The 19,860-nt window shown below is 55.1% G+C and carries 18 protein-coding genes; 7 read left to right on the forward strand and 11 right to left on the reverse strand.

What is annotated here, in order from left to right; translation table 11 throughout:
- Positions 1–491: 491 nt before the first annotated feature.
- From tatC to ACEQ15_RS02675, 10 genes are all read right to left on the reverse strand, one after another.
- Positions 492–1,310 carry a twin-arginine translocase subunit TatC gene (gene tatC, locus ACEQ15_RS02630; RefSeq protein ID WP_370277474.1) on the reverse strand — a complete coding sequence of 273 codons (819 nt, stop codon included), beginning with the start codon at positions 1,308–1,310 and terminating at the stop codon, positions 492–494.
- A complete protein-coding gene (gene tatB / locus ACEQ15_RS02635; RefSeq protein WP_370277475.1) occupies positions 1,310–1,741 on the reverse strand; it encodes a Sec-independent protein translocase protein TatB in 432 nt (143 codons plus the stop codon). The genes tatC and tatB overlap by 1 nt, the downstream gene beginning before the upstream one ends.
- Positions 1,742–1,755: 14 nt before the next feature.
- The gene (gene tatA, locus ACEQ15_RS02640) at positions 1,756–2,004 is read right to left on the reverse strand and encodes a twin-arginine translocase TatA/TatE family subunit (RefSeq protein ID WP_370277476.1); all 249 of its coding nucleotides are present in this window, start codon (positions 2,002–2,004) and stop codon (positions 1,756–1,758) included.
- A gap of 22 nt (positions 2,005–2,026) precedes the next feature.
- On the reverse strand, positions 2,027–2,362 hold the full coding sequence (locus ACEQ15_RS02645; protein ID WP_370277477.1) for a histidine triad nucleotide-binding protein: 336 nt from the start codon (positions 2,360–2,362) through the stop codon (positions 2,027–2,029).
- A 4-nt stretch (positions 2,363–2,366) separates the two neighbouring features.
- The gene (locus tag ACEQ15_RS02650; RefSeq protein WP_370277478.1) at positions 2,367–2,699 is read right to left on the reverse strand and encodes a phosphoribosyl-ATP diphosphatase; all 333 of its coding nucleotides are present in this window, start codon (positions 2,697–2,699) and stop codon (positions 2,367–2,369) included.
- A 6-nt stretch (positions 2,700–2,705) separates the two neighbouring features.
- Positions 2,706–3,095, reverse strand: coding sequence for a phosphoribosyl-AMP cyclohydrolase (gene hisI / locus ACEQ15_RS02655; protein ID WP_370277479.1), 390 nt, complete (start codon positions 3,093–3,095; stop codon positions 2,706–2,708).
- Positions 3,096–3,197: 102 nt separating this feature from the next.
- Positions 3,198–4,829 (reverse strand): ubiquinone biosynthesis regulatory protein kinase UbiB, encoded by a 1,632-nt coding sequence (ubiB, locus tag ACEQ15_RS02660; protein WP_370277480.1) that lies wholly within the window; start codon positions 4,827–4,829, stop codon positions 3,198–3,200.
- A 76-nt stretch (positions 4,830–4,905) separates the two neighbouring features.
- Positions 4,906–6,480, reverse strand: coding sequence for a diguanylate cyclase (locus tag ACEQ15_RS02665; protein WP_370277481.1), 1,575 nt, complete (start codon positions 6,478–6,480; stop codon positions 4,906–4,908).
- A gap of 165 nt (positions 6,481–6,645) precedes the next feature.
- The gene (locus ACEQ15_RS02670; RefSeq protein ID WP_370277482.1) at positions 6,646–7,281 is read right to left on the reverse strand and encodes a thiol:disulfide interchange protein DsbA/DsbL; all 636 of its coding nucleotides are present in this window, start codon (positions 7,279–7,281) and stop codon (positions 6,646–6,648) included.
- A gap of 120 nt (positions 7,282–7,401) precedes the next feature.
- Entirely contained in the window at positions 7,402–8,004 is a 603-nt protein-coding gene (locus ACEQ15_RS02675) for a cytochrome c (RefSeq protein ID WP_370277483.1), read from the reverse strand.
- 209 nt (positions 8,005–8,213) lie between these two features.
- On the opposite strand from ACEQ15_RS02675, the gene yihA reads away from it, so the two are divergent.
- A complete protein-coding gene (gene yihA / locus ACEQ15_RS02680; protein ID WP_370277484.1) occupies positions 8,214–8,870 on the forward strand; it encodes a ribosome biogenesis GTP-binding protein YihA/YsxC in 657 nt (218 codons plus the stop codon).
- Between the two features lie 216 nt (positions 8,871–9,086).
- Here yihA and polA read toward each other — a convergent pair whose 3' ends face one another.
- On the reverse strand, positions 9,087–11,834 hold the full coding sequence (gene polA, locus ACEQ15_RS02685) for a DNA polymerase I (RefSeq protein ID WP_370277514.1): 2,748 nt from the start codon (positions 11,832–11,834) through the stop codon (positions 9,087–9,089).
- Between the two features lie 90 nt (positions 11,835–11,924).
- Here polA and ACEQ15_RS02690 point away from each other — a divergent pair, with 90 nt between their 5' ends.
- From ACEQ15_RS02690 to ACEQ15_RS02715, 6 genes are all read left to right on the forward strand, one after another.
- Positions 11,925–12,200: a DUF2782 domain-containing protein gene (locus tag ACEQ15_RS02690; protein WP_370277485.1), complete on the forward strand. Its 276-nt coding sequence runs from the start codon at positions 11,925–11,927 to the stop codon at positions 12,198–12,200.
- Positions 12,201–12,204: 4 nt separating this feature from the next.
- Positions 12,205–13,176 (forward strand): homoserine kinase, encoded by a 972-nt coding sequence (locus tag ACEQ15_RS02695; protein WP_370277486.1) that lies wholly within the window; start codon positions 12,205–12,207, stop codon positions 13,174–13,176.
- 78 nt (positions 13,177–13,254) lie between these two features.
- Complete coding sequence (gene uvrD, locus ACEQ15_RS02700) at positions 13,255–15,462, forward strand: DNA helicase II (RefSeq protein ID WP_370277487.1); 2,208 nt, start codon at positions 13,255–13,257, stop codon at positions 15,460–15,462.
- Positions 15,463–15,995: 533 nt separating this feature from the next.
- Positions 15,996–17,276 (forward strand): alkaline phosphatase family protein, encoded by a 1,281-nt coding sequence (locus ACEQ15_RS02705; protein ID WP_370277488.1) that lies wholly within the window; start codon positions 15,996–15,998, stop codon positions 17,274–17,276.
- 75 nt (positions 17,277–17,351) lie between these two features.
- Positions 17,352–18,827: an ABC transporter substrate-binding protein gene (locus ACEQ15_RS02710; RefSeq protein ID WP_370277490.1), complete on the forward strand. Its 1,476-nt coding sequence runs from the start codon at positions 17,352–17,354 to the stop codon at positions 18,825–18,827.
- A gap of 73 nt (positions 18,828–18,900) precedes the next feature.
- Positions 18,901–19,848, forward strand: a complete 948-nt coding sequence (locus ACEQ15_RS02715) for an ABC transporter permease (RefSeq protein WP_370277491.1) — start codon at positions 18,901–18,903, stop codon at positions 19,846–19,848.
- Positions 19,849–19,860: the final 12 nt, after the last annotated feature.

Here is a 19,860-nt window from a genome sequence, read left to right on the forward strand (position 1 = left end):
CACTTGGTTGCTTATCTGGATAAAGTTTTTTGTGCTTTATCCTGACAAGCGCCCACACGAATTATCTGATCAATTTGTTAAAGAGCGGCTTGTGACGCTGCGTTAGCGTTGTCTCAAGCGAGGCGCATATTTTACTGCGCACGGTGTCGTTGTCAACCGTTTATTTGCAAGTTTTTCAAAAGTTTTTGAAGCTTGCCGGTGAAAACGACGGTTCAAATAATCCGTTAATTTATCATGTAAATCAACAACTTATTCAAACCCATCTCAGCGATTAATCTGTGCTGCGTTGCAGCGTCGCTGTGATGTGGGGGCGCATTCTACAGACCTCAGAAATGCCGTCAACACCCTTTTTAAAAAAAACGTCAAAAAAGGTAAATAAATTACAAAACGATTAAAAAACCACCAGCGCTGATTAATAAATAGCCAATCCTGAACGACAAGCACAAAAAAGGCGCATGCCGGCGCCTTTTTAGAATCTTTGCTAAGTGCTGTTAGTCGCGATTGTTTGTTTCCTCTTCACGCATCGCGTCTTCAAACTCATCATCAAACTCGTCATCATCTTCATCCTTGTCTTTTCTGACCAGGATACGTCCCATCAGGATACCGAGCTCAAAGAGCAGCCACATCGGCACCGCCAATAGACTCTGGGAGATGATGTCCGGTGGAGTCAACAGCATGCCCAACACAAAACAGCCAACCACCACGTAGGCACGCTTTTGCGCCAGACTGTCCGGTGTTGAAGCGCCGGTCCAGATCAACAGTAACGTGGCAATCGGGATCTCGAACACAATACCGAATGCAAAGAACAGCTTAAGAACAAAGTTCAGGTAGCTGCTGATGTCGGTCATCACATCGACATTCTCGGGACCCACACTGGTGAAGAACCCAAAGATCAGCGGGAATACGACGTAATAAGCAAATGCGATACCGGCGTAGAACAGGAACACACTGGATACCAGCAGTGGTACCGCCAGGCGTTTTTCATTCTGATAGAGACCCGGTGCGATAAAACCCCAGATCTGGTGCAGGATCACCGGCATTGCCAGGAAGATGGAGGCAACCAACGTTAACTTGAATGGCGCGAAGAACGGCGAGGTTACATCCGTGGCGATCATACTGGTCCCTTCCGGCAACAGCGCGGTCAGCGGTGCAGAAAGGTAGCTGTATAGATCGTTAGCAAAATAGAACAGTCCCAGGAAGATCAGCAGAACAATCAGCAGGACACGCATCAAACGCTGACGCAGTTCCAACAGATGCGAGATCAGCGGTTGTTCCTGATCCTGGTCGGGCAGATGATTGGTGTCGGTCATTATTTCTCTGCCTTAGTACCGGTCTCAGAGGTGCCGGTTTCTGTACCGGAAGAAGGAGTCTCTTCCTGTGCAGGTGGGGCAATACTGTTTTCAGAGGGAGATTCGTGTTCCGCTTTCTGCTGTTTGGACTGCAGCTCTTCCGGAGAGGAAACACTGTCACCGAACGGCGAGTAACTGGATTCGGAGCCAAACGGCGTACGCATCTCTGCCAACTCTTTGTCCAGCTCTTCTTTCTTGATCGCTGCGGTACGGCGCATCTCGTCGATACGAAGCTCTTCCGAGATCTCGTTTTGAATACCACTCAGGGTACGACGGATACGACCGATCCAGAGACCTGCCGCACGTGCCGCCGTTGGCAGCTTTTCGGGTCCGAGGACCACAAGCGCCACCACGGCAACGATCAGCAGTTCAGCAAAGCCGATATCAAACATTTATGTCCGCCGGCTTACTTGTCAGACTTGGTTTCTTCTTTCTTCGCCGCAGCGGTGTCCGCCTCGTTGAAGTTAGCGTCTTCTTTGTCGAGCTGCTTAGGCTGCTCTTCTTTTTTCTCGTCTTCGTTGACCGCTTTCTTGAAACCTTTGATTGCGCTACCCAGGTCACCGCCCATGCCACGCAGTTTCTTAGTACCGAACAGAAGAACGATGATCAGCGCTACGATCAAAAGCTGCCAGATACTGATACCACCAAAGCCCATACTAAAACTCTCCGATTTTTTCTTATATCTTGGGCAGTTTTCCGCCACCCATCAGATGAAAATGGATATGGTAGACCTCCTGACGGCCACCCCGCCCGGTATTTGTCACCGTGCGGTAGCCATCGGTCAGACCGTTCTCACGCGCTATCTGCGGGAGGGTCATCATCAGGTGGCTGATCAATTCAGCGTCGTCCACCTGCAGGTCATCTAAATTCCGTATATGTTTTCGCGGTATCACCAAGAGGTGGATAGCCGCTTTAGGCGCCCTGTCCCTGAACGCAACAAGGTGCTCATCCTGATACACAATCTTTGCAGGCGCGTTACCTGCGGCAATCTGGCAGAAGATACACTCTGCCATCTAATTACTTATTGGTGCGGGATGCTTTTTCTTCAAGGCCTGACATGTCAAAACGACGCGCCAGCTCATCCAGCACGGCCTGCGGGCTTTCCCCCAAGTGGGAGAGCATCACCAGGCTATGGAACCAGAGATCTGCAGTTTCGTAGATCACCTCTTTATTGTCACCACTGTGCTTGGCATCCTTGGCGGCAATGATCGCTTCCACAGATTCTTCACCTACCTTTTCCAGGATCTTATTCAGACCCTTGGCATGCAGGCTGGCCACATAGGATTTTTCAGAGGATGCGTTTTTACGCTCTTCCAGAATTACACCCAACTGGGTTAATACATCACTCATTGCGGCCTACTTTTTGTAAATGTTATCCGGGTCTTTCAGCACCGGCTCAACCGGTACCCACTCTTCATCTTTCAGTACGCTGTAGAAGCAACTCTGACGGCCGGTATGACAGGCGATACCTCCCAGCTGTTCTACCTGCATCAGGATCACATCGGCATCACAATCCAGACGGATCTCGTGCAGCTTCTGCACATGGCCAGACTCTTCACCTTTTCGCCACAGTTTCTTGCGGGATCGGGACCAGTAGATGGCACGTTGCTCCTGAACGGTCAGCGTCAGTGCTTCTTCGTTCATCCACGCTACCATCAGAATACGGCCGGTTTCGTGATCCTGAGCGATGGCTGGAACCAACCCGTCGCTATTCCATTTAATCTGCTCAAGCCAAGGTGCTGACATCTGCTTACTTCTTTAGAGAGTGCTAATTCAAAGCCGAAAGCATACCCTAACAGATACACTTCCACCATCCTTTACAACTAAAGCCCCTAGTAGCGGAATTAGCTAGCGCCGTAACGCCAACCAGCCACCAACCGCCACTACCAACCAACTACTTGCCGGCAGTTCACTGAGCCACTGCAAGCTCTGTTCGTTTCCCGCCAACAATGCCACCGCTATCAACCCAATGCCGATATAACGGCCTGGTCGACGCTTTTGCTCGAGCTCTGCTTTCGCAGCAGCATAAGCACGCAGATCACGGGTCCGGTTATCATCCAGACGACGCACCTGGTTGAGGGCATCAAAGACCAGCTGAGGCATATGCGGCATCTTCTCAAGCCAGTCCGGTGCCTGCTGCTTGATGGTACGGTAGACTGCTTTAGGTCCCATCCGTTCCTTCATCCAGCCTTCCAGGAATGGCTTAGCGGTCTTCCACAGATCCAGCTCCGGATAGAGCTGACGCCCCAACCCTTCAATATTGAGCAGGGTTTTCTGCAGCAACACCAATTGCGGCTGTACTTCCATATTGAAACGACGGGCAGTCTGGAACAACCCCAGCAATACCTGACCGAAGGAGATCTCCTTCAGCGGCTTCTCAAAGATCGGTTCACACACGCTGCGGATCGCTGTTTCAAAGGCATCCACGTTGGTGTCGGACGGCACCCAGCCGGAGTCCACGTGCAGCTGCGCCACCTGACGGTAGTCACGCTGGAAGAATGCCAGGAAGTTGCGCGCCAGGTAGCTCTGGTCTTCCGGGGTCAGGGAGCCCACGATGCCAAAATCAACGGCTATATATTGTGGCGACTGCGGATTCTCACGGGAGACAAAGATATTGCCCGGGTGCATATCAGCATGGAAAAAGCTGTCGCGGAACACCTGGGTAAAGAAGATCTCCACACCCCGTTCAGCCAGCTTTTTCATATCGGTGTTTTGTGCGTGCAGCTGATCCACATCAGCCACCGGGATACCGTGGATACGCTCCATTACCAAGACGTTGGCACGGGTGTAATCCCAGTAAATTTCAGGCACATAGAGAATATCGGAACCGGCAAAGTTGCGGTGCAGCTGGGAACCGTTGGCGGCCTCCTTACGCAGGTCCAGTTCGTCAAAAATGGTCTGTTCGTACTCTGCTACTACTTCAACCGGGCGCAGACGGCGGCCGTCAGCCCAGATTGCCTGTACGATCTCTGCCACGCCGTACAACAGGGCCACATCTTTCTGGATGGTCCGTTCAATACCCGGGCGGATAACTTTCACCACCACATCACGGCCATCACCCAAGGTCGCTTTATGGACCTGTGCAACAGATGCCGACGCCAGTGGCTGCTGTTCAAACTTGGCGAACAACTCACTCACCGGCTGGCCCAGTGCCTGTTCGATAATCCGTTGCGCTTGGGCACCCTCGAACGGCGGCACCTGATCCTGCAGTTTTTTCAGCTCTTCCGCCACATCATCTGGCAACAGGTCACGGCGGGTGGAGAGCATCTGGCCAAACTTGATGAATACCGGGCCCAGTGCTTCCAGTGCCAGACGCAGACGCTCACCGCGTGGTTTGTCCGCTGCAATCATGTAACGCCATGGCAGCAGCATCAACAGAGCACGCAGATAGATAGGCAGGTTCAGGCCGTCAAAAAAAGTATCGAGACGGTAGCGAGCGACGACCCGCAGGATTTTAAAACTTCGCAGCAGACGTTTCACAAACAGGAGATCCCGTAATTCAGCTAATTCGGCGCGACAATGCTACACCATTCCAGCAGAAATGCATTGTTGGATATCAGCCGATCACAACCTGGTCACGGCCGTTGGCCTTGGCTTTATAGAGCAGCTCGTCGGCACGGCTGAACAGCGACTCGCCGTTATCCCCTTCCTGGGCTTCGGTTACACCAAAGGACATGGTCACACCCACCGGTTTGCCGTGGAAGTTAAACGGGCTCTTGCTCACCGCCTGGCGGATTTTGTCGATTGCCTTTTGTGCTTCAACCGCGGAGGTGGACGGCATGATGATGACAAACTCTTCACCGCCGTAACGGGCAATAAAATCAGCACCACGCAGTTTCAGTCTAATCACCTTGGCGATCAGGCGCAGCACTTTGTCTCCTGCCAAGTGACCGTAGTTGTCATTGATGCGTTTGAAGTAATCCAGATCCCCAACCGCAACCGAGAAATGGGTGTTGTAACGGCGCCAGCGTTCCACCTCTTCGTTGATACGCTCGTCGTAGGCTGCACGGTTCGGCAGGCCGGTCAACGCATCGGTGGTGGCGCGTGCTTTTTCTGCTTCCATATGAGCCCGTACTTCGCGGGTCTCTTTCTCCATCTGCTCGACCTTATCGAGCAGATTTTCGTAACGTTCACGCAGTCGCTGTTCGCGCTGGTCTTCATCACGCTTAAAGTCATCCATCGCCTGGACCACGTGCTGCAGCTTGCCGGCGACAGCTCTTTTCAGTTCGTTCAGGTCGTGGGTACTTTTCACGGTTTCGTGCAGCTGCTGCACATTGGAACGCACCTGCATGTCCAGCTTTCGCTGGTTTTCACCGATGCTGGTCTGCTCTGACTGGCTGTCCTTGATGAAGTTTTCCACTTCACTCAGCTGCGAGCTCAAATCAAGCAGATAGGATTCAAACTCCTCATTGCCGCTGCTGTAGCTTTTGCCCACCAGCTTAATCACCTGGCGCAAAATTTTCGGCAGATCCGAGAGCACAATACCCTCGTCAATGCTGCGCATCAGTTTGCGGTTTTCTTCCGCTTCTTCACGTGCCAGAGACAAACCGGAGAGCAGTGTATTCAGTTCTGTTGCGATAGCCTGCAGCAGGCGGATCTGTTCTTCAGCAGAATCGCCAACGACTGTTGCTGGGACTGAACTTTCTGACAGCTGCGGGGCAACCTGCTGATCTTCTGCTATACCGGCCTGGAGCTCAACCAGGTCACTCAGCAGAGAGGGAAGTTCGTAAGTTGCGGTGGTCAGGTTGTTGCTGCGCTGTTCACAACCATCGAGCAGGTTCTGAACATTGCTTTCATCGGAAGAGAAGCGCAGTTGGCGAATCCAGCGCTGAACTGCTTCGAGGATGGACTTGGCTTGCTTCTCGCGGGATTCGTCGCGCTGGCGCAGGTGTTTGTCGAGCCCTTTGGCAATACGCGCAAGCGTGCGCGTATCCTCCGTATGCACCAGATTGGCTTTCAGCTCATTCAGTTCCAGATCCAGCTTGGCATCTTCACCTTCCAGGCCCAGTACCATGCTGCCAATAATCTGGTTGAGAAGACTCTCCTGTTTTTCGAATCGGGACTGATTGTCCTCGATCTCAAGCGCCAACTCCCTGTATTTCTGCTTCCAATCTTCTTTCTGTGCTGACACGGTCCACCCCAGTCGAAACAGCTGCACAATATATAACAGTTATCTCCCTATGGTAGAGGAAGCGTGAGCCCAACTCTAGGGATATAAAACAACAAAGCACCACTCAGACACAAAAAAACCGCCCATAAAGGACGGTTTTTTCAAACAGAGGAAGCGGTTTGCTGATTACTGGGCAGCCTTGCGCTCTTTCTCCACCAGGAAGTCGACAACTTCCAGCATTTTCTGGTGGCTACCCGCCATCTGCGCGGTAATACGGTACTTACCGTTCACAACCATGGATGGCACACCATCAACGCCGTAACCACGGATCTTGGAATCACCCTGACGCAGTTTCATAGTTACTGCGAAGGAATCAAACATCTTGCTGAACTTCGCTTTATCCACACCCAGCTGACCGTAGAAGTCCGCTAGCTGCTCTTTGTTACGGAAACGACGACGCTCTACATGCACCGCATTAAACGTCGGCACGTGAGTTTTTTCGACTGTCTTCATTAGCTCAGAGCTATAGTAAGCACGCGCAAACGGCTCCCAGCTGCGACCAAATACCACCGGGATACGTACGAAATTCACATCGTCCGCTTTCTTCTTTTCCCAGTTCTGGATCAGGGGTTCGAAGCTGTTACAGTGTGGGCATGGGTAGCCAAACGCCTCGACCACTTCAACACGGCTCTCATCGCTCGTTTTTACCGGAAACGGCAGCGAGACGTAGTGTACACCTTCTTTGAATTGTTCCGCGGTTGCGACTCCGGACACTAAAGGCAGCACCAGGGCAACCAGCATCATTCCTAGTTTTTTCAGCATTTTTAACTCCAATACACACTCAGGCAGCAGTCTGAGACCATGCCCGGCATCAATAAGTTCGATTCTGCCAATAAAAAAGGCAGCTTACGCTGCCTTTTCTTTATAAAGCCTGAATGTCGCTTAGTTCAGACCCTGAATGTAAGCAGCAACCGCTTTGATTTCAGCATCACTCAGTTTAGCAGCGATGTCGCGCATCATCTTGTTAGGATCGTTAACACGTTCAGCGTTGCGGAACATCTTCAGCTGTTTCTCAACGTATGCAGCGTGCTGACCGCTAACTGCAGGGAATGCTGCAGATGCGTTACCTGCACCAGTTGGACTGTGACAAGCAGTACAAGCGGCTACGCCCTTGTCCGCGATACCTGCACGGTAGATTTTCTGACCCGCTTCAACCTGGTCCTTCGCCGCGTGACCGATCTGAGCGCCCTGCTTTGCGAAGTAAGCACCGATGTCAGCCAGATCCTGATCGCTCAGGTTATCCAGCAGACCGGTCATTTCTACAACCGGACGTACACCGTTTTTGATGTCCTTCATCTGCTTAACCAGATACTTTTCGTTCTGGCCAGCCAGCTTAGGGAAGTTAGCGATTGCACTGTTACCATCGGCACCGTGGCACGCTGCACAAACTGCAGTCTTAGCCTGCCCGGCAGCAGCATCACCTGCCGCGTGAGCTACACCAGTGATACCCAGGGTCAACAGCATGCTGATCAGTAGTTTATTCATCGACGAGAACCCAGACTCTTGATTTTAATAAGTTTTTTGACGAGCACCGACAGTGTTCAGGACTGATTTACGGCGCCCGTGAGAACCTCACTTGCCCGCGACACTAGAGCCTTTCGCATATCGCAGGTAAAATTTGGCGCAATTATAACCTAATATCCATACAAACTGGAACGGCAATATCCGGTCCAACAAGGTGCGAACTCTTATCCATGTCAATAAAACGCTCTCCGATCAGCTACAACTCAGCACGTTTTAATAAAAGTGCAGCCAAACTCAGCCAGTGTCCGGAGGACATCGGTGCGGAGGTAGCGTTTGCCGGCCGCTCCAACGCGGGTAAGTCCAGCGCTATCAATACCTTGACCAATAACAGCAAACTGGCCAGAACCTCGAAAACCCCGGGCCGCACGCAGTTGATCAACTTTTTCGATCTGAATATCGAAAACCTGCGCATCGTCGATCTGCCCGGTTACGGCTTCGCAAAAGTGCCGCTGGAGATGAAGCTACACTGGCAGAAACACCTGGATAACTACCTGCAGAAACGCGAATGTCTGCGTGGTGTGGTGTTGGTGATGGACATCCGTCACCCGATGAAAGAGTTCGACCAAATGATGACGGAATGGTGTAAAGCCACCGGCATGCCGATGCACGTTTTGCTCACCAAAGCCGATAAACTGAAAAAAGGTCCGGCCCAGAGCACCATGCTGAAGATAAAAAAACAGCTGAAAGCCGAGCTGGGTGACAAAGTGACCGTACAGACCTTCTCTGCCCTGAAACGCCAGGGTATCGATCAGCTGACCATGCGCATCGACAGTTGGCTACTGGAGGATATGGAGCAGGAAGCGGAAGTTCAAGACACTGAAGAGTGATCGACGGGATCTAACAAAAGCCTGAATTTCAGGCAAAAAGAAGCCCTGGATACCTGGAAGGGGAACAAGGGGATATCACAGGGCTTCAACGCATGCTTGTTTTTGAGAGCCACTACCATGGCACAGTCTTAATGTGACTCACCTATGTGACCGGCGCGAGTCCGGAAAGTTCAATAACCGTACAGATTAAAATAGTATTGCTGTAAAAACAGGCACTTAGTGTGCCTGCTCCCAGTTATCACCGATACCTGCATCCACCACCAGCGGCACATCCAGATCAGCCGCAGCAGCCATCTTCTCTTTCACCGCTGCGACAAATACCTCCACCTGATCTTCGCGCACTTCGAACACCAGTTCATCGTGCACCTGCATGATCATGCGGGCATCCATCTCACCGCTTGCCAGCCAACCATCCACCGCCAGCATCGCCTTCTTGATGATATCCGCTGCGGTACCCTGCATCGGCGCATTGATCGCGGTACGTTCCGCCGCCTGACGGCGCATGGCATTACGTGCTTTGATTTCCGGTAGGTATAATCGACGGCCAAACAGGGTTTCAACGTAGCCCTCTTCTGCAGCCTTGGCACGGATATCGTCCATGTAGTGCTGCACCCCTGGGTAGGTCTCGAAATAGTGCTCGATATACTGCTGCGCTTCGTTCCGCCCCACACCCAGCTGTTTACCCAGACCAAAGGCAGACATACCGTAGATCAGGCCGAAGTTGATCGCCTTGGCGCGGCGGCGCTGCTCGGCAGTCACATCCTCCACGCTGGTTTTGAATACTTCAGCCGCCGTGGCCCGGTGCACATCGTCGCCGTGGCTGAAGGCATTCAATAAGCCTTTATCCTGGGACAGATGCGCCATGATGCGCAGCTCGATCTGGGAGTAATCCGCCGCCACGATCTTGTAGCCTTCGGGCGCAACAAACGCCTGGCGGATACGGCGGCCTTCGGCGTTGCGTACCGGGATGTTCTGCAGGTTTGGATCGGAGGAGGACAGGCGTCCGGTTGCCGTCACCGCCTGATGGTAGGAGGTGTGGATACGGCCAGTCTGCGGGTTGATCATCAGCGGCAGCTTGTCGGTATAGGTGGACTTCAGCTTGCTCAGGCTGCGGTGTTCCAGGATCAGTTTTGGCAGCGGGTAGTCCAGCGCCAGTTCCTGCAGTACTTCCTCAGCGGTGGACGGTGCACCTTTTGGGGTTTTCTTCAGCACCGGCAGTTTCTTCTGCTCGAACAGGATCGCCTGCAGCTGCTTGGTGGAGCTGAGGTTGAACGGTTCACCCGCTTCGTCGTGAGCGGCTTTTTCAATCTCCTGCAGACGCTCTGCGATCTCCAGGCTCTGTTGGCCCAGCAGATTGGCATCCACCAGCGCACCGTTACGCTCGATGTGGGACAACACACGGATCAGCGGACGTTCGATCTCCTCGAACACCGGTTTCACCGCCGGAGTAGTCTCCAGCTTCGCCGCCAGGGCCTGGTGCAGACGCAGGGTGATATCCGCATCTTCTGCCGCATACGGCGCCGCCTGCTCCAGCTCGATCTGGTTAAAGGTCAGCTGCTTCTTGCCCTTACCGGCGATATCTTCGAAGTGAACAGTCTTAACACCCAGGTATTTGTCGGCGAGGCTGTCCATATCGTGGCGGGTGGCGGTGGAGTTAAAGACGTAGGACTCCAACATGGTGTCGAACGCCACACCACGCAACTCAATGCCGTAACGCGCCAACACGTTCATGTCGTATTTGATGTGCTGCCCCACTTTCAGGTGGTCTTCGCTTTCCAGCAGCGGCTTGAGTTTTTCCAGCAGGCGCTCACGACTGATCTGCTCCGGCGCACCCATGTAGTCGTGTGCCACCGGCACGTAGGCCGCCTTGCCTGGCTCGACTGCAAAAGAGACACCCACCAGCTCCGCTTCCATATAGTTAAGGCTGGTTGTTTCGGTATCAAAGGCAAACAGCTCGGCCTTTTCCAGTGCTTCCAGCCAGCGGTCCAGCGCGGCTTCATCCAGTACGGTTTCGTATTCGACATTTTCCGGCGCCTGCGGCTCGGCATCACCGGCAGCCACATCTTCAGCGGTTGGTGCTTCACCGCTCAATTCACGTACCCAGCTGCGGAATTCAAAGGTGCTGAACAGCTCTTTCAACGCAGCCGCATCCGGCGCGGGTAGGACGAAATCCTCAACTTTACAATCCAACTCCACGTCGGTCTTGATGGTTGCCAGCAGGTAAGACAGTTCTGCCGCTTCGCGGTTGTCTTCCAGCTTCTTCGGCATGGACTTGGAACCGCGGAAACCCAGCGCAGGAATCTTCTCCAGGTTTTCGTATAGGTCCTTGATACCGCCCACACCCTGCAGCAGGGCCAGCGCGGTTTTTTCACCCACCCCCGGCACGCCCGGGATGTTGTCGACTTTATCCCCCATCAACGCCAGGTAATCGATGATCAGGTGCGGTGGGATACCGTATTTCTCTTCCACGCCGGCCACGTCCATTACCGTATCGGTCATGGTGTTGATCAGGGTGACGTGCTTGTCCACCAGCTGCGCCATATCCTTATCGCCGGTGGAGATCAGGGTATCCACCCCCTTGCTGCTGGCTTCTACCGCCAGGGTACCGATCACATCATCCGCTTCCACACCTTCCACGGCGATCAGCGGCAGACCCATCGCCTTAACGATGTTGTGGATCGGCTCAATCTGCAGGCGCAGATCATCCGGCATCGGTGGACGCTGGGCTTTGTATTCCGGATAGATGTCATCACGGAAAGTTTTACCCTTGGCATCAAACACCACCACAACAGGACTCTGTGGGTACTGCTTGATTAGACTGCGCAACATGGAGGTCATCACTCGCACCGCCCCGGTTGGCACCCCGTCGGAGGTGCGAAGGTCCGCTTGCTGGGAGGCAAAAAACGCGCGGTATAAATAGGAGGAGCCGTCAACTAGAATGAGAGGGGAGTGCTGTTCGCTCATGGCGGTATCCATGTTGGTTGCAGTTCGATCGGGTTCAGGGCGACAATCATAGTCCATATCGATGCAGCCAAACACATTAAAGGACATATTATGAAACGATTGCTGCTGACCGCGCTGTTACTGACCGCGCCACTGGCGCAGGCGGAGTCTCTGCCCCAGTTCGATGAAAATGAACCGGAGATCACCATCCGTCACGATGAAGGGTCCACCTTCTATGAATACCGTATAAACGGCCAATTACGTGAAATTAAGGTGGTACCGAAAAACGGCAAACCGTACTATCTGGTTCCGGCTGATGGCGAAGAGTTTATCCGCTCCGATCAGTCGACTCTGTTAATTCCGAAATGGATTCTGTTCCGCTGGTAATTTTGTGGCTGTATATACCGAAGTAACCCCAAACGATTTGGACCTGCTGCTGAAGGATTTTGACCTCGGCACGCAGGTCGCTCTGGAAGGTATCCAGGGCGGTATTGAAAACACTAACTACTTTGTCACCCTCGAGCAGGACAAACAGCAGCAACGCTATGTGCTGACCCTGTTTGAAGAGCTGAGCGAAGAGGAGCTACCGTTTTTTGTCGAACTGGCGCAGTGGCAAGCGAAGCGCGGTATTCCGCTGCCCTATGGCATCCCCGACCGAAATGGCATCGCCCAGAAACGCCTGAATGACCGTCCGGCGCTGCTGCAGCCCTGCTTCAGCGGCCGCATTATCGATCGCACCCAACTGACACCCGAGCACTGTGCCCAGGTGGGTACCGCACTGGCCCAGTTCCACAAGGCAGGCGAGGATTTCTACCTTAAGCGCCAAGCACACCGTGGTGTCTTCTGGTGGCGCAGCGAAAGCAGCCGAATCCAGTCGCATCTGCCGGAAGAGGACGCCAAACTGCTACTGGACGAAGTCGCAGCATTCGACGAACTGCGTGACCATGCAGACAAACTGCCAAGCGGTGTGATCCACGGAGACCTGTTCCACGACAACGTGTTGTTCGACGGTGACCAGCTGAGTGCCATTCTCGATATCTACAACGCAGCGACCGCATTCTGGCTGTTCGACCTGGCGATCGTCGCCAACGACTGGTGCAGCCTGCCCGACGGCAGCATCGACAGCGAGCGCGAAAACGCCCTGCTGAGTGCCTACCATGCCGAGCGCCCGTTTGTAGAGTTCGAATACGAAGCCTGGCCGATCCTGACCCGTACCGCCGCAATGCGCTTCTGGCTGTCCCGCCTGTTGCCGGCGCTGGGCCTTGAAGACAACGGCGACAACGACAAAAAGATCAAAGATCCGGACGAGCTGAAGCAGATCCTGCTGAGCCGCCTCCGCACCCCTGGCGTGCTGCCACGCTAATCAACTGTAAACATATACAGTATCAGAGGGTATAATCGGTACCCTCTGCTTTTAACTTTCACAGACAGCGACAGTTCTATGGACGTTACCCACATCATCGAATCCCTAAACGACGCCCAGTGCCAAGCGGTAACCGCACCGGTGCAAAACATGCTGGTGCTGGCTGGCGCCGGTTCCGGTAAAACTCGCGTACTGGTACACCGTATCGCCTGGCTGATCCAGACCGAAGGGATGTCGCCTTACTCCATCATGGCGGTGACCTTTACCAACAAGGCCGCACGCGAGATGCGGGGACGTATCGAAGAACTGCTGGGCATCAACCCGCAGGGGATGTGGGTCGGTACCTTCCACGGTCTGGCCCACCGTCTGCTGCGCTCCCACTGGCAGGATGCCGGGCTGCCGGAAAACTTCCAGATCATGGACAGCGACGATCAGTTGCGCCTGATCAAACGTCTGGCCAAAGAGATGGGCCTGGACGAGAGCCGTTGGCCGGCCCGTCAGTTCCAGTGGTACATCAACGAACAAAAAGACGAAGGCCTGCGCTCACAGCATATCGAACCAATCGGTGACCAGTTCAACCAGATGATGCTGAAGATGTACCAGGCCTACGAACAGGCCTGTGAACGCGGCGGCATGATCGACTTCGGCGAACTGTTGCTGCGCGCGCTGGAACTGTTGCGCGACCGCCGCCCGAACCTGCTCGCCCATTACCAGGAGCGTTTCCGCTATATCCTGGTGGACGAGTTCCAGGATACCAACAGCATCCAGTACGGCTGGCTGCGCCTGCTGGCCGGTAACGACCGTAAACTCATGGCTGTAGGTGATGACGACCAGTCGATCTACGGCTGGCGTGGCGCCAAGATCGAAAACATCCAGAACCTGGAGCAACACTTTTCCGGTCTGGAAACCATCAAGCTGGAACAGAACTACCGCTCCACCAACACCATCCTGCAGGCAGCCAACGCGGTGATCCGCAACAACATGGGCCGTCTGGGTAAAGAGCTGCGCACCGACTCCAGCGACGGCGAGCCGATCTCGCTGTACGCCGCTTTTAACGAGCAGGACGAGGCGCGCTTTATTGTCGACCAGATCGACCAGTGGGTTCGCGACGGCAACCTGCGCCGCGAATCGGCGATCCTGTACCGTTCCAACGCCCAGTCCCGTGTGATGGAGGAAGCGTTGATCCGGGCTGGTATGCCGTACCGTATTTACGGTGGGCAGCGTTTCTACGACCGCCTTGAGATCAAAAACGCCCTCGCCTACTTGCGCCTGATTGCCAACCGCGATGATGACACGGCGATGGAGCGTGTGGTCAATGTGCCGACCCGTGGCATCGGCACCCGCACCGTGGAGGTGATCCGCGAGCACGCCCGTACCGAGCAGATCTCCATGTGGCGCGCGGCAACTGAGGTTGTGGGTCTGAAGAAACTGCCAGCCCGCGCCAGCAACGCGCTGGTGGTGTTCCTCGACCTGATCAACGACCTGACCCGCGAAACCGAAGGCACCGAGCTGCACGAACAGACCGAACACGTGATCCAGCGTTCCGGCCTGATCGAGCACCACATGAAAGAGAAAGGCGAAAAAGCCCAGTCCCGCATCGAGAACTTGGAGGAACTGACCAACGCCGCCAAGCAGTTCCTCAACCAGTGGGACGAGTCTTTCGAAGAGGCGTTCACTTCGCCGCTGGCAGCCTTCCTGGATCAGGCGGCACTGGATGCCGGTGACGCCCAGGCGGACGAGCACCAGGACAGTGTGCAGCTGATGACCTTGCACTCGGCGAAAGGTCTGGAGTTCCCACTGGTGTTCCTGGCGGGTATGGAAGAGGGTCTGTTCCCGCACAAGATGTCGGTGGAGGAACCCGGCCGTCTCGAAGAAGAGCGCCGCCTCTGCTACGTGGGTATCACCCGTGCCATGCAGAAGCTGCACATCACCTATGCAGAATCCCGCCGTCTGCACGGTCAGGAAACCTTTAACCGTCCATCACGTTTTATCCGCGAGATCCCGGACGAAATGTTGGAGGAGGTACGCCTCAACGCCAGTGTCTCCCGACCTGTGTCAGCCCGCCCGGAGAAATCCAGCCTGTTTGGCGGCGGCAGCTCACTCTCCAGTGCGGAAGTACCGGCCACCAACCTGGCCCTGGGGCAGCGCGTGATGCACCAGAAGTTTGGCGAAGGCACCATCACCAACTTTGAAGGTTCCGGTCCAAAAGCGCGGGTGTATATCAACTTCGACTTTGAAGGTCCGAAGATCCTGATTGCGGGCTTCGCCAACTTGCAGCCGCTCTGATCAGAGCACGTAACTATTAGAAAGGAGGCTTGATGCCTCCTTTTTTATTGCTCGATATTGCCCTTACCTCACATGTACTGCTTCTTTTACAAGACGAAAGCGCCTAAAAAATAAAACCTTAGACACCAGACCCCGCTTATTTTTATCACAGCCCCACGGAGGCCCTCCTTAGAAAAACTAGGCCTGGTCAATTTATACACAGCCATGCCCCTGTGCGCAGTGCTGAGCTAAGTCCCTATCCGCCTCCGGTCGATAACAATTCTCAAACCGACTTTAAACTCAAACGTTTACAGACAAAGTACACAGTGGCGGGCGCTGCATCGCCGTTATCACGAAAAGATCACACGAGTGGTTCCACAACATTGCCACATATGGCAGCCCAGAAATGACGCGGCCTGCAGCCTTACCATTAGACAAACTAGGGCATTTCCCCGAAATGCTATTAGAAAAACTCAGCTTTTATAACGCCGCTGACACATTGCGCTCCTAGGATTCTCCCCATCGAATCCACCCGTAGTGAGGAGCAAAGCACCGTGGGCAAACTCATCATGATCATGATCGACGGCATCAACGCCGATCATTTTGAACAGTACCGTCAGCACTTGCCAAACCTCGACCGTCTGGCACGCACCGGCACGCAGCTGAAGGGGATGCGTCCGGAGATGTGCGGTACCTCCTGCCCGGGCCGCACCTCCATCATCGCCGGTGTTGCCCCGTCCGAGCACGGTGTCTACGGCAACTACATCTTTGCCGACGGCGGTTTCCGCTGGGCCAACCCATACGACGTCAAAGTGGACACGCTGCCCGGTCTGGCCAAAAAGCAGGGTCTGGACGTGGCCTGCATCGGTTACGGCATGGTACGCCCGGAAGACTGCACCTTGTATCACGGTCCGTGGTGGGTCGACGAGATGCTGATGCGCGGCAAAGATGCAGAGCCCCTGCCAGCAGATCTGCAGTGGCAACATGCGGGCAAAACCTACGATCCGGAAAGCCGTATCGCTGCGCTGAACTGCGAAACACCGGAAACACCAAACCACAGCCCGGACATCAAGCTGCAGCTGGGTATGCTGGCCGATCAGCAGCTGCTCGACATCGCAGCCGGTCTGGCTTGCTCGGAGCAGGCGCCGGATTACATCCTGCTGGAGATCGCCATTACCGACTACTTCCTGCATAAGTACGGCCCGGATCACGCCCTCACCCGTTGGTCCCTGCGAGTCGCAGATGCACAGATCGGTACCCTGCTGGCCCGCCTGGATGCAGCCGGAAAAGGTGATCTGTACAACTTTGCCATTGTCAGCGACCACGGCCATGCGGGTATGCCACAGGGCCTCTACGTTGACCGCCTGCTGGGCGACGACGTGACTTGGTCCAGTGAAGGTGGCGTGCTGCTGGTGAAACCACGCGATGCCGTTCAGGCACAGGAAGTCAGTGATAAATTGCTCGCGGAAGGTATGGAGATCTGCAGCAGCGACTTCATGCCAGCCGAACAGCAGGAACAGCTGATCGCCTTTATGGTCCCGGCCGGTTCCGATATCAGCTTTGAAGCCGCGGTCCCAGGTACCGAAGGGATCTACGGCCCGTCCAAGTACACCTCCAACCACGGAATGCGCCCGGGCACATGGGCCGATTTCCGCTTCTGCATCTTCAGCGGACCGGATGTCCCCCAGCAGCGGCTGGGCATCGCCGACAACACCCGTTTTGCCCCAACCATGGCGCAGATCCTGGGTGTAGAGACCCCATGGCAGGCCACCTCCCTGCTGGAGCAGCCACCGGAAACCCACGATTTCTCTGAATACCTGCAGCAGTCGCGCTAAAGCGGCTGCGCAGTTCAAGTTCGAACGTTCCCGATTCTTAATTTAGACAGACTCTTGAAGTTACAGGAGACCACCATGAAACACCTGATGACCTCCCTGGTCGTAGCGACCTCCCTGATCAGTACCGCCGCCGTTGCCGGTACTTTCCGTCTGGCCCACGACGTAGGTTACGCCGGTGCCGAATCTCTGGACCCGATCTCCCCAAGCCGTTTCTTCTACGCCAATCAGATGCTGTACAGCCGCCTGGTACGCCAGGACGCCAACGGTCAGCCAAGCCCGGATATCGCCACCCAGTGGTCTGCATCTGCCGATGCGAAAACCTGGACCTTCGAACTGCGTGAAGGCGTGACATTCCACGACGGTTCCGACCTGACTGCAGCCGACGTTAAGTACACCCTGGAGCGTATCAAGGACCCTGCAATCGACTCCCCGGTGGCGGCCGTACTGGGTGTAATCGAGAAGGTGGACGTAATCAACGATCACAAGGTTGAGATCAAGCTGTCTGCCCCACACGCTGACCTGCCGCTGCTGCTGATGGACTACCGTGTTCGCATGATCCCGGAAAACAGCGGTGACACCATCGCCAAAACCGGCATCGGTTCCGGTCCATTCATGCTGGAAGAACTGGACGCGGAAGGTACCACCGTACTGAAAGCCAACCCGAACTACTGGGAAGGCGCACCAGCCGCTGACGCCATGGAGATCATCGGTATCCCTGACTCCCAGGCCCGTGTACAGGCCCTGATGGCGGGCCAGATCGACTTCGAAGACAGCGTACTGTCCCAGCAGAAGCGTCTGTTCACCAGCAACCCACAGTTCAAGACCCAGAGCATCGCGACCGGCGAGTGGCGTGCCCTGGTATTCCGTACCGACACCGCGCCATACGACAACGCCAAGGTACGTAAGGCGCTGCGTCTGGCGGTTGATCGCAACGAGATGATGAAGCTGGTATCCGGCGAAGGCGCAGGCACCGTGACCTGTGACCACCCGGTATGGTCCGGCGATCAGTACCGCACCGAGATCAACTGTGACCAGAACATCGAAGAAACGAAACGTCTGCTGAAAGAAGCCGGTTTCGAAAACGGTATCGATGTTGAGATCAGCGCGGCGGACAACGAGCCGGAATGGATTCGCATGATCGAGGTGTACCAGCAACAGGCGAAGAAAGCGGGCATCAACATCAAGCTGAACATGGTGCCGTCTGATGGTTACTGGAGTGATGTCTGGATGAAGCACCCGGTGGTTGCGACCCGTTGGTCCCAGCGCCCGGCTGACCAGGTTCTGAACGAAGCCTTCCGCTCTACCGCGGCATGGAACGAGACCTACTTTAAAAACGCCAAATTCGACTCCGCCCTGGACGCTGCACGCAGTGAACTGGACTTCGAAAAACGTAAAGGCCTGTACGCCAACCTGCAGAACACCCTGTGGGAAGAAGGCGGCGCAATGATCCCTTACCACCTGAACCAGACCCGCGTACTGCGCAGCGCAGTAACCGGCCTGGACGCGGTAGAGAACTTCTCTATCCGCTGGAACAAGGTCGACGTTAACTAAGACCTGTCTTAACCCTGCCCGTGATCGCGGTACGCCGCCGGTCACGGGCATTTTTCGTTCTGATTGAGTAGCTATGTTTAAACTGATTCTGCAACGACTTGGCCTGGCGGTATTCACACTGTTCACCGTCTGTGTGCTGGTGTTTGGTGTCACCGAAGCACTGCCTGGCGATGTCTGTACCGCATACCTTGGGCGTGACGCTCAGGGCACCCGTCTGGAAAACTGCCGACAGGCCCGCAATCTGGATCAACCCGCACTGCAACGCTTTGCCGACTGGGGTAAGGGTGTATTGCAGGGTGACTTGGGCACGTCCCTGAAACGGGACAAACCGATCAATGACCTGGTCGCTACACGGATGCGTAACACCGCAGTATTGGGCTTGGGCGCCGCGCTCATCGGTATTCCACTGGCGATCTTCCTCGGTGTACTGGCCGCCCTTCGGCGTGACCGCACCCCCGATATGGTGATATCGGGCAGCTCCATCTTCGCCATGACCATCCCCGAATTCGTCACCGCCACGGTGCTGATCTACGTGTTTGCCATCCAGCTACAGTGGTTTCCGGCGGTCACCACCGTGCGCCACAACGCACCGCTGGAGCAACTGATTCCCAACATCATCCTGCCGATGATCACACTGGCATTGGTGATGATGGCGCACATCCTGCGCATGATCCGCAGCGCCATGATCGACGTGATGGCCGGTGACTTCGTGCAGATGGCGCGCCTCAAGGGTGTGCCGTACTGGCGCATCGTGTTCCTGCATGCTCTACCAAGCGCCATGCTACCGGCGATCAACATCATCGCCCTGACCATAGCCTGGTTGCTGGGTGGCGTGGTGATTATCGAGCAAGTGTTCAACTACCCGGGTATCGGCACCCTGATGATCCGCGCCATCTACGACCGTGACCTGCCACTGGTGCAGGCAATCGCCCTGATCCTGGCAGCAGTGTATGTGGCCTGTAACCTGCTGGCGGACCTCTCATCCCTGGCGCTCAACCCACGTCTGCGCAGCGCGCGATAAGCAGAGGAGAAC

The organism is Pontibacterium sp. (assembly GCF_964228735.1).
Taxonomy (GTDB): domain Bacteria; phylum Pseudomonadota; class Gammaproteobacteria; order Pseudomonadales; family Balneatricaceae; genus Pontibacterium.

Excerpts from the sequence above, each read along its gene's own strand:
- tatC (WP_370277474.1), bottom strand. The coding sequence starts at position 1,310 with ATGACCGACACCAATCATCTGCCCGACCAGGATCAGGAACAACCGCTG.
- tatB (WP_370277475.1), bottom strand. The coding sequence starts at position 1,741 with ATGTTTGATATCGGCTTTGCTGAACTGCTGATCGTTGCCGTGGTGGCG.
- tatA (WP_370277476.1), bottom strand. The coding sequence starts at position 2,004 with ATGGGCTTTGGTGGTATCAGTATCTGGCAGCTTTTGATCGTAGCGCTG.
- ACEQ15_RS02645 (WP_370277477.1), bottom strand. The coding sequence starts at position 2,362 with ATGGCAGAGTGTATCTTCTGCCAGATTGCCGCAGGTAACGCGCCTGCA.
- ACEQ15_RS02650 (WP_370277478.1), bottom strand. The coding sequence starts at position 2,699 with ATGAGTGATGTATTAACCCAGTTGGGTGTAATTCTGGAAGAGCGTAAA.
- hisI (WP_370277479.1), bottom strand. The coding sequence starts at position 3,095 with ATGTCAGCACCTTGGCTTGAGCAGATTAAATGGAATAGCGACGGGTTG.
- ACEQ15_RS02670 (WP_370277482.1), bottom strand. The coding sequence starts at position 7,281 with ATGCTGAAAAAACTAGGAATGATGCTGGTTGCCCTGGTGCTGCCTTTA.
- ACEQ15_RS02675 (WP_370277483.1), bottom strand. The coding sequence starts at position 8,004 with ATGAATAAACTACTGATCAGCATGCTGTTGACCCTGGGTATCACTGGT.
- yihA (WP_370277484.1), top strand. The coding sequence starts at position 8,214 with ATGTCAATAAAACGCTCTCCGATCAGCTACAACTCAGCACGTTTTAAT.
- polA (WP_370277514.1), bottom strand. The coding sequence starts at position 11,834 with ATGAGCGAACAGCACTCCCCTCTCATTCTAGTTGACGGCTCCTCCTAT.
- ACEQ15_RS02690 (WP_370277485.1), top strand. The coding sequence starts at position 11,925 with ATGAAACGATTGCTGCTGACCGCGCTGTTACTGACCGCGCCACTGGCG.
- uvrD (WP_370277487.1), top strand. The coding sequence starts at position 13,255 with ATGGACGTTACCCACATCATCGAATCCCTAAACGACGCCCAGTGCCAA.
- ACEQ15_RS02710 (WP_370277490.1), top strand. The coding sequence starts at position 17,352 with ATGAAACACCTGATGACCTCCCTGGTCGTAGCGACCTCCCTGATCAGT.
- ACEQ15_RS02715 (WP_370277491.1), top strand. The coding sequence starts at position 18,901 with ATGTTTAAACTGATTCTGCAACGACTTGGCCTGGCGGTATTCACACTG.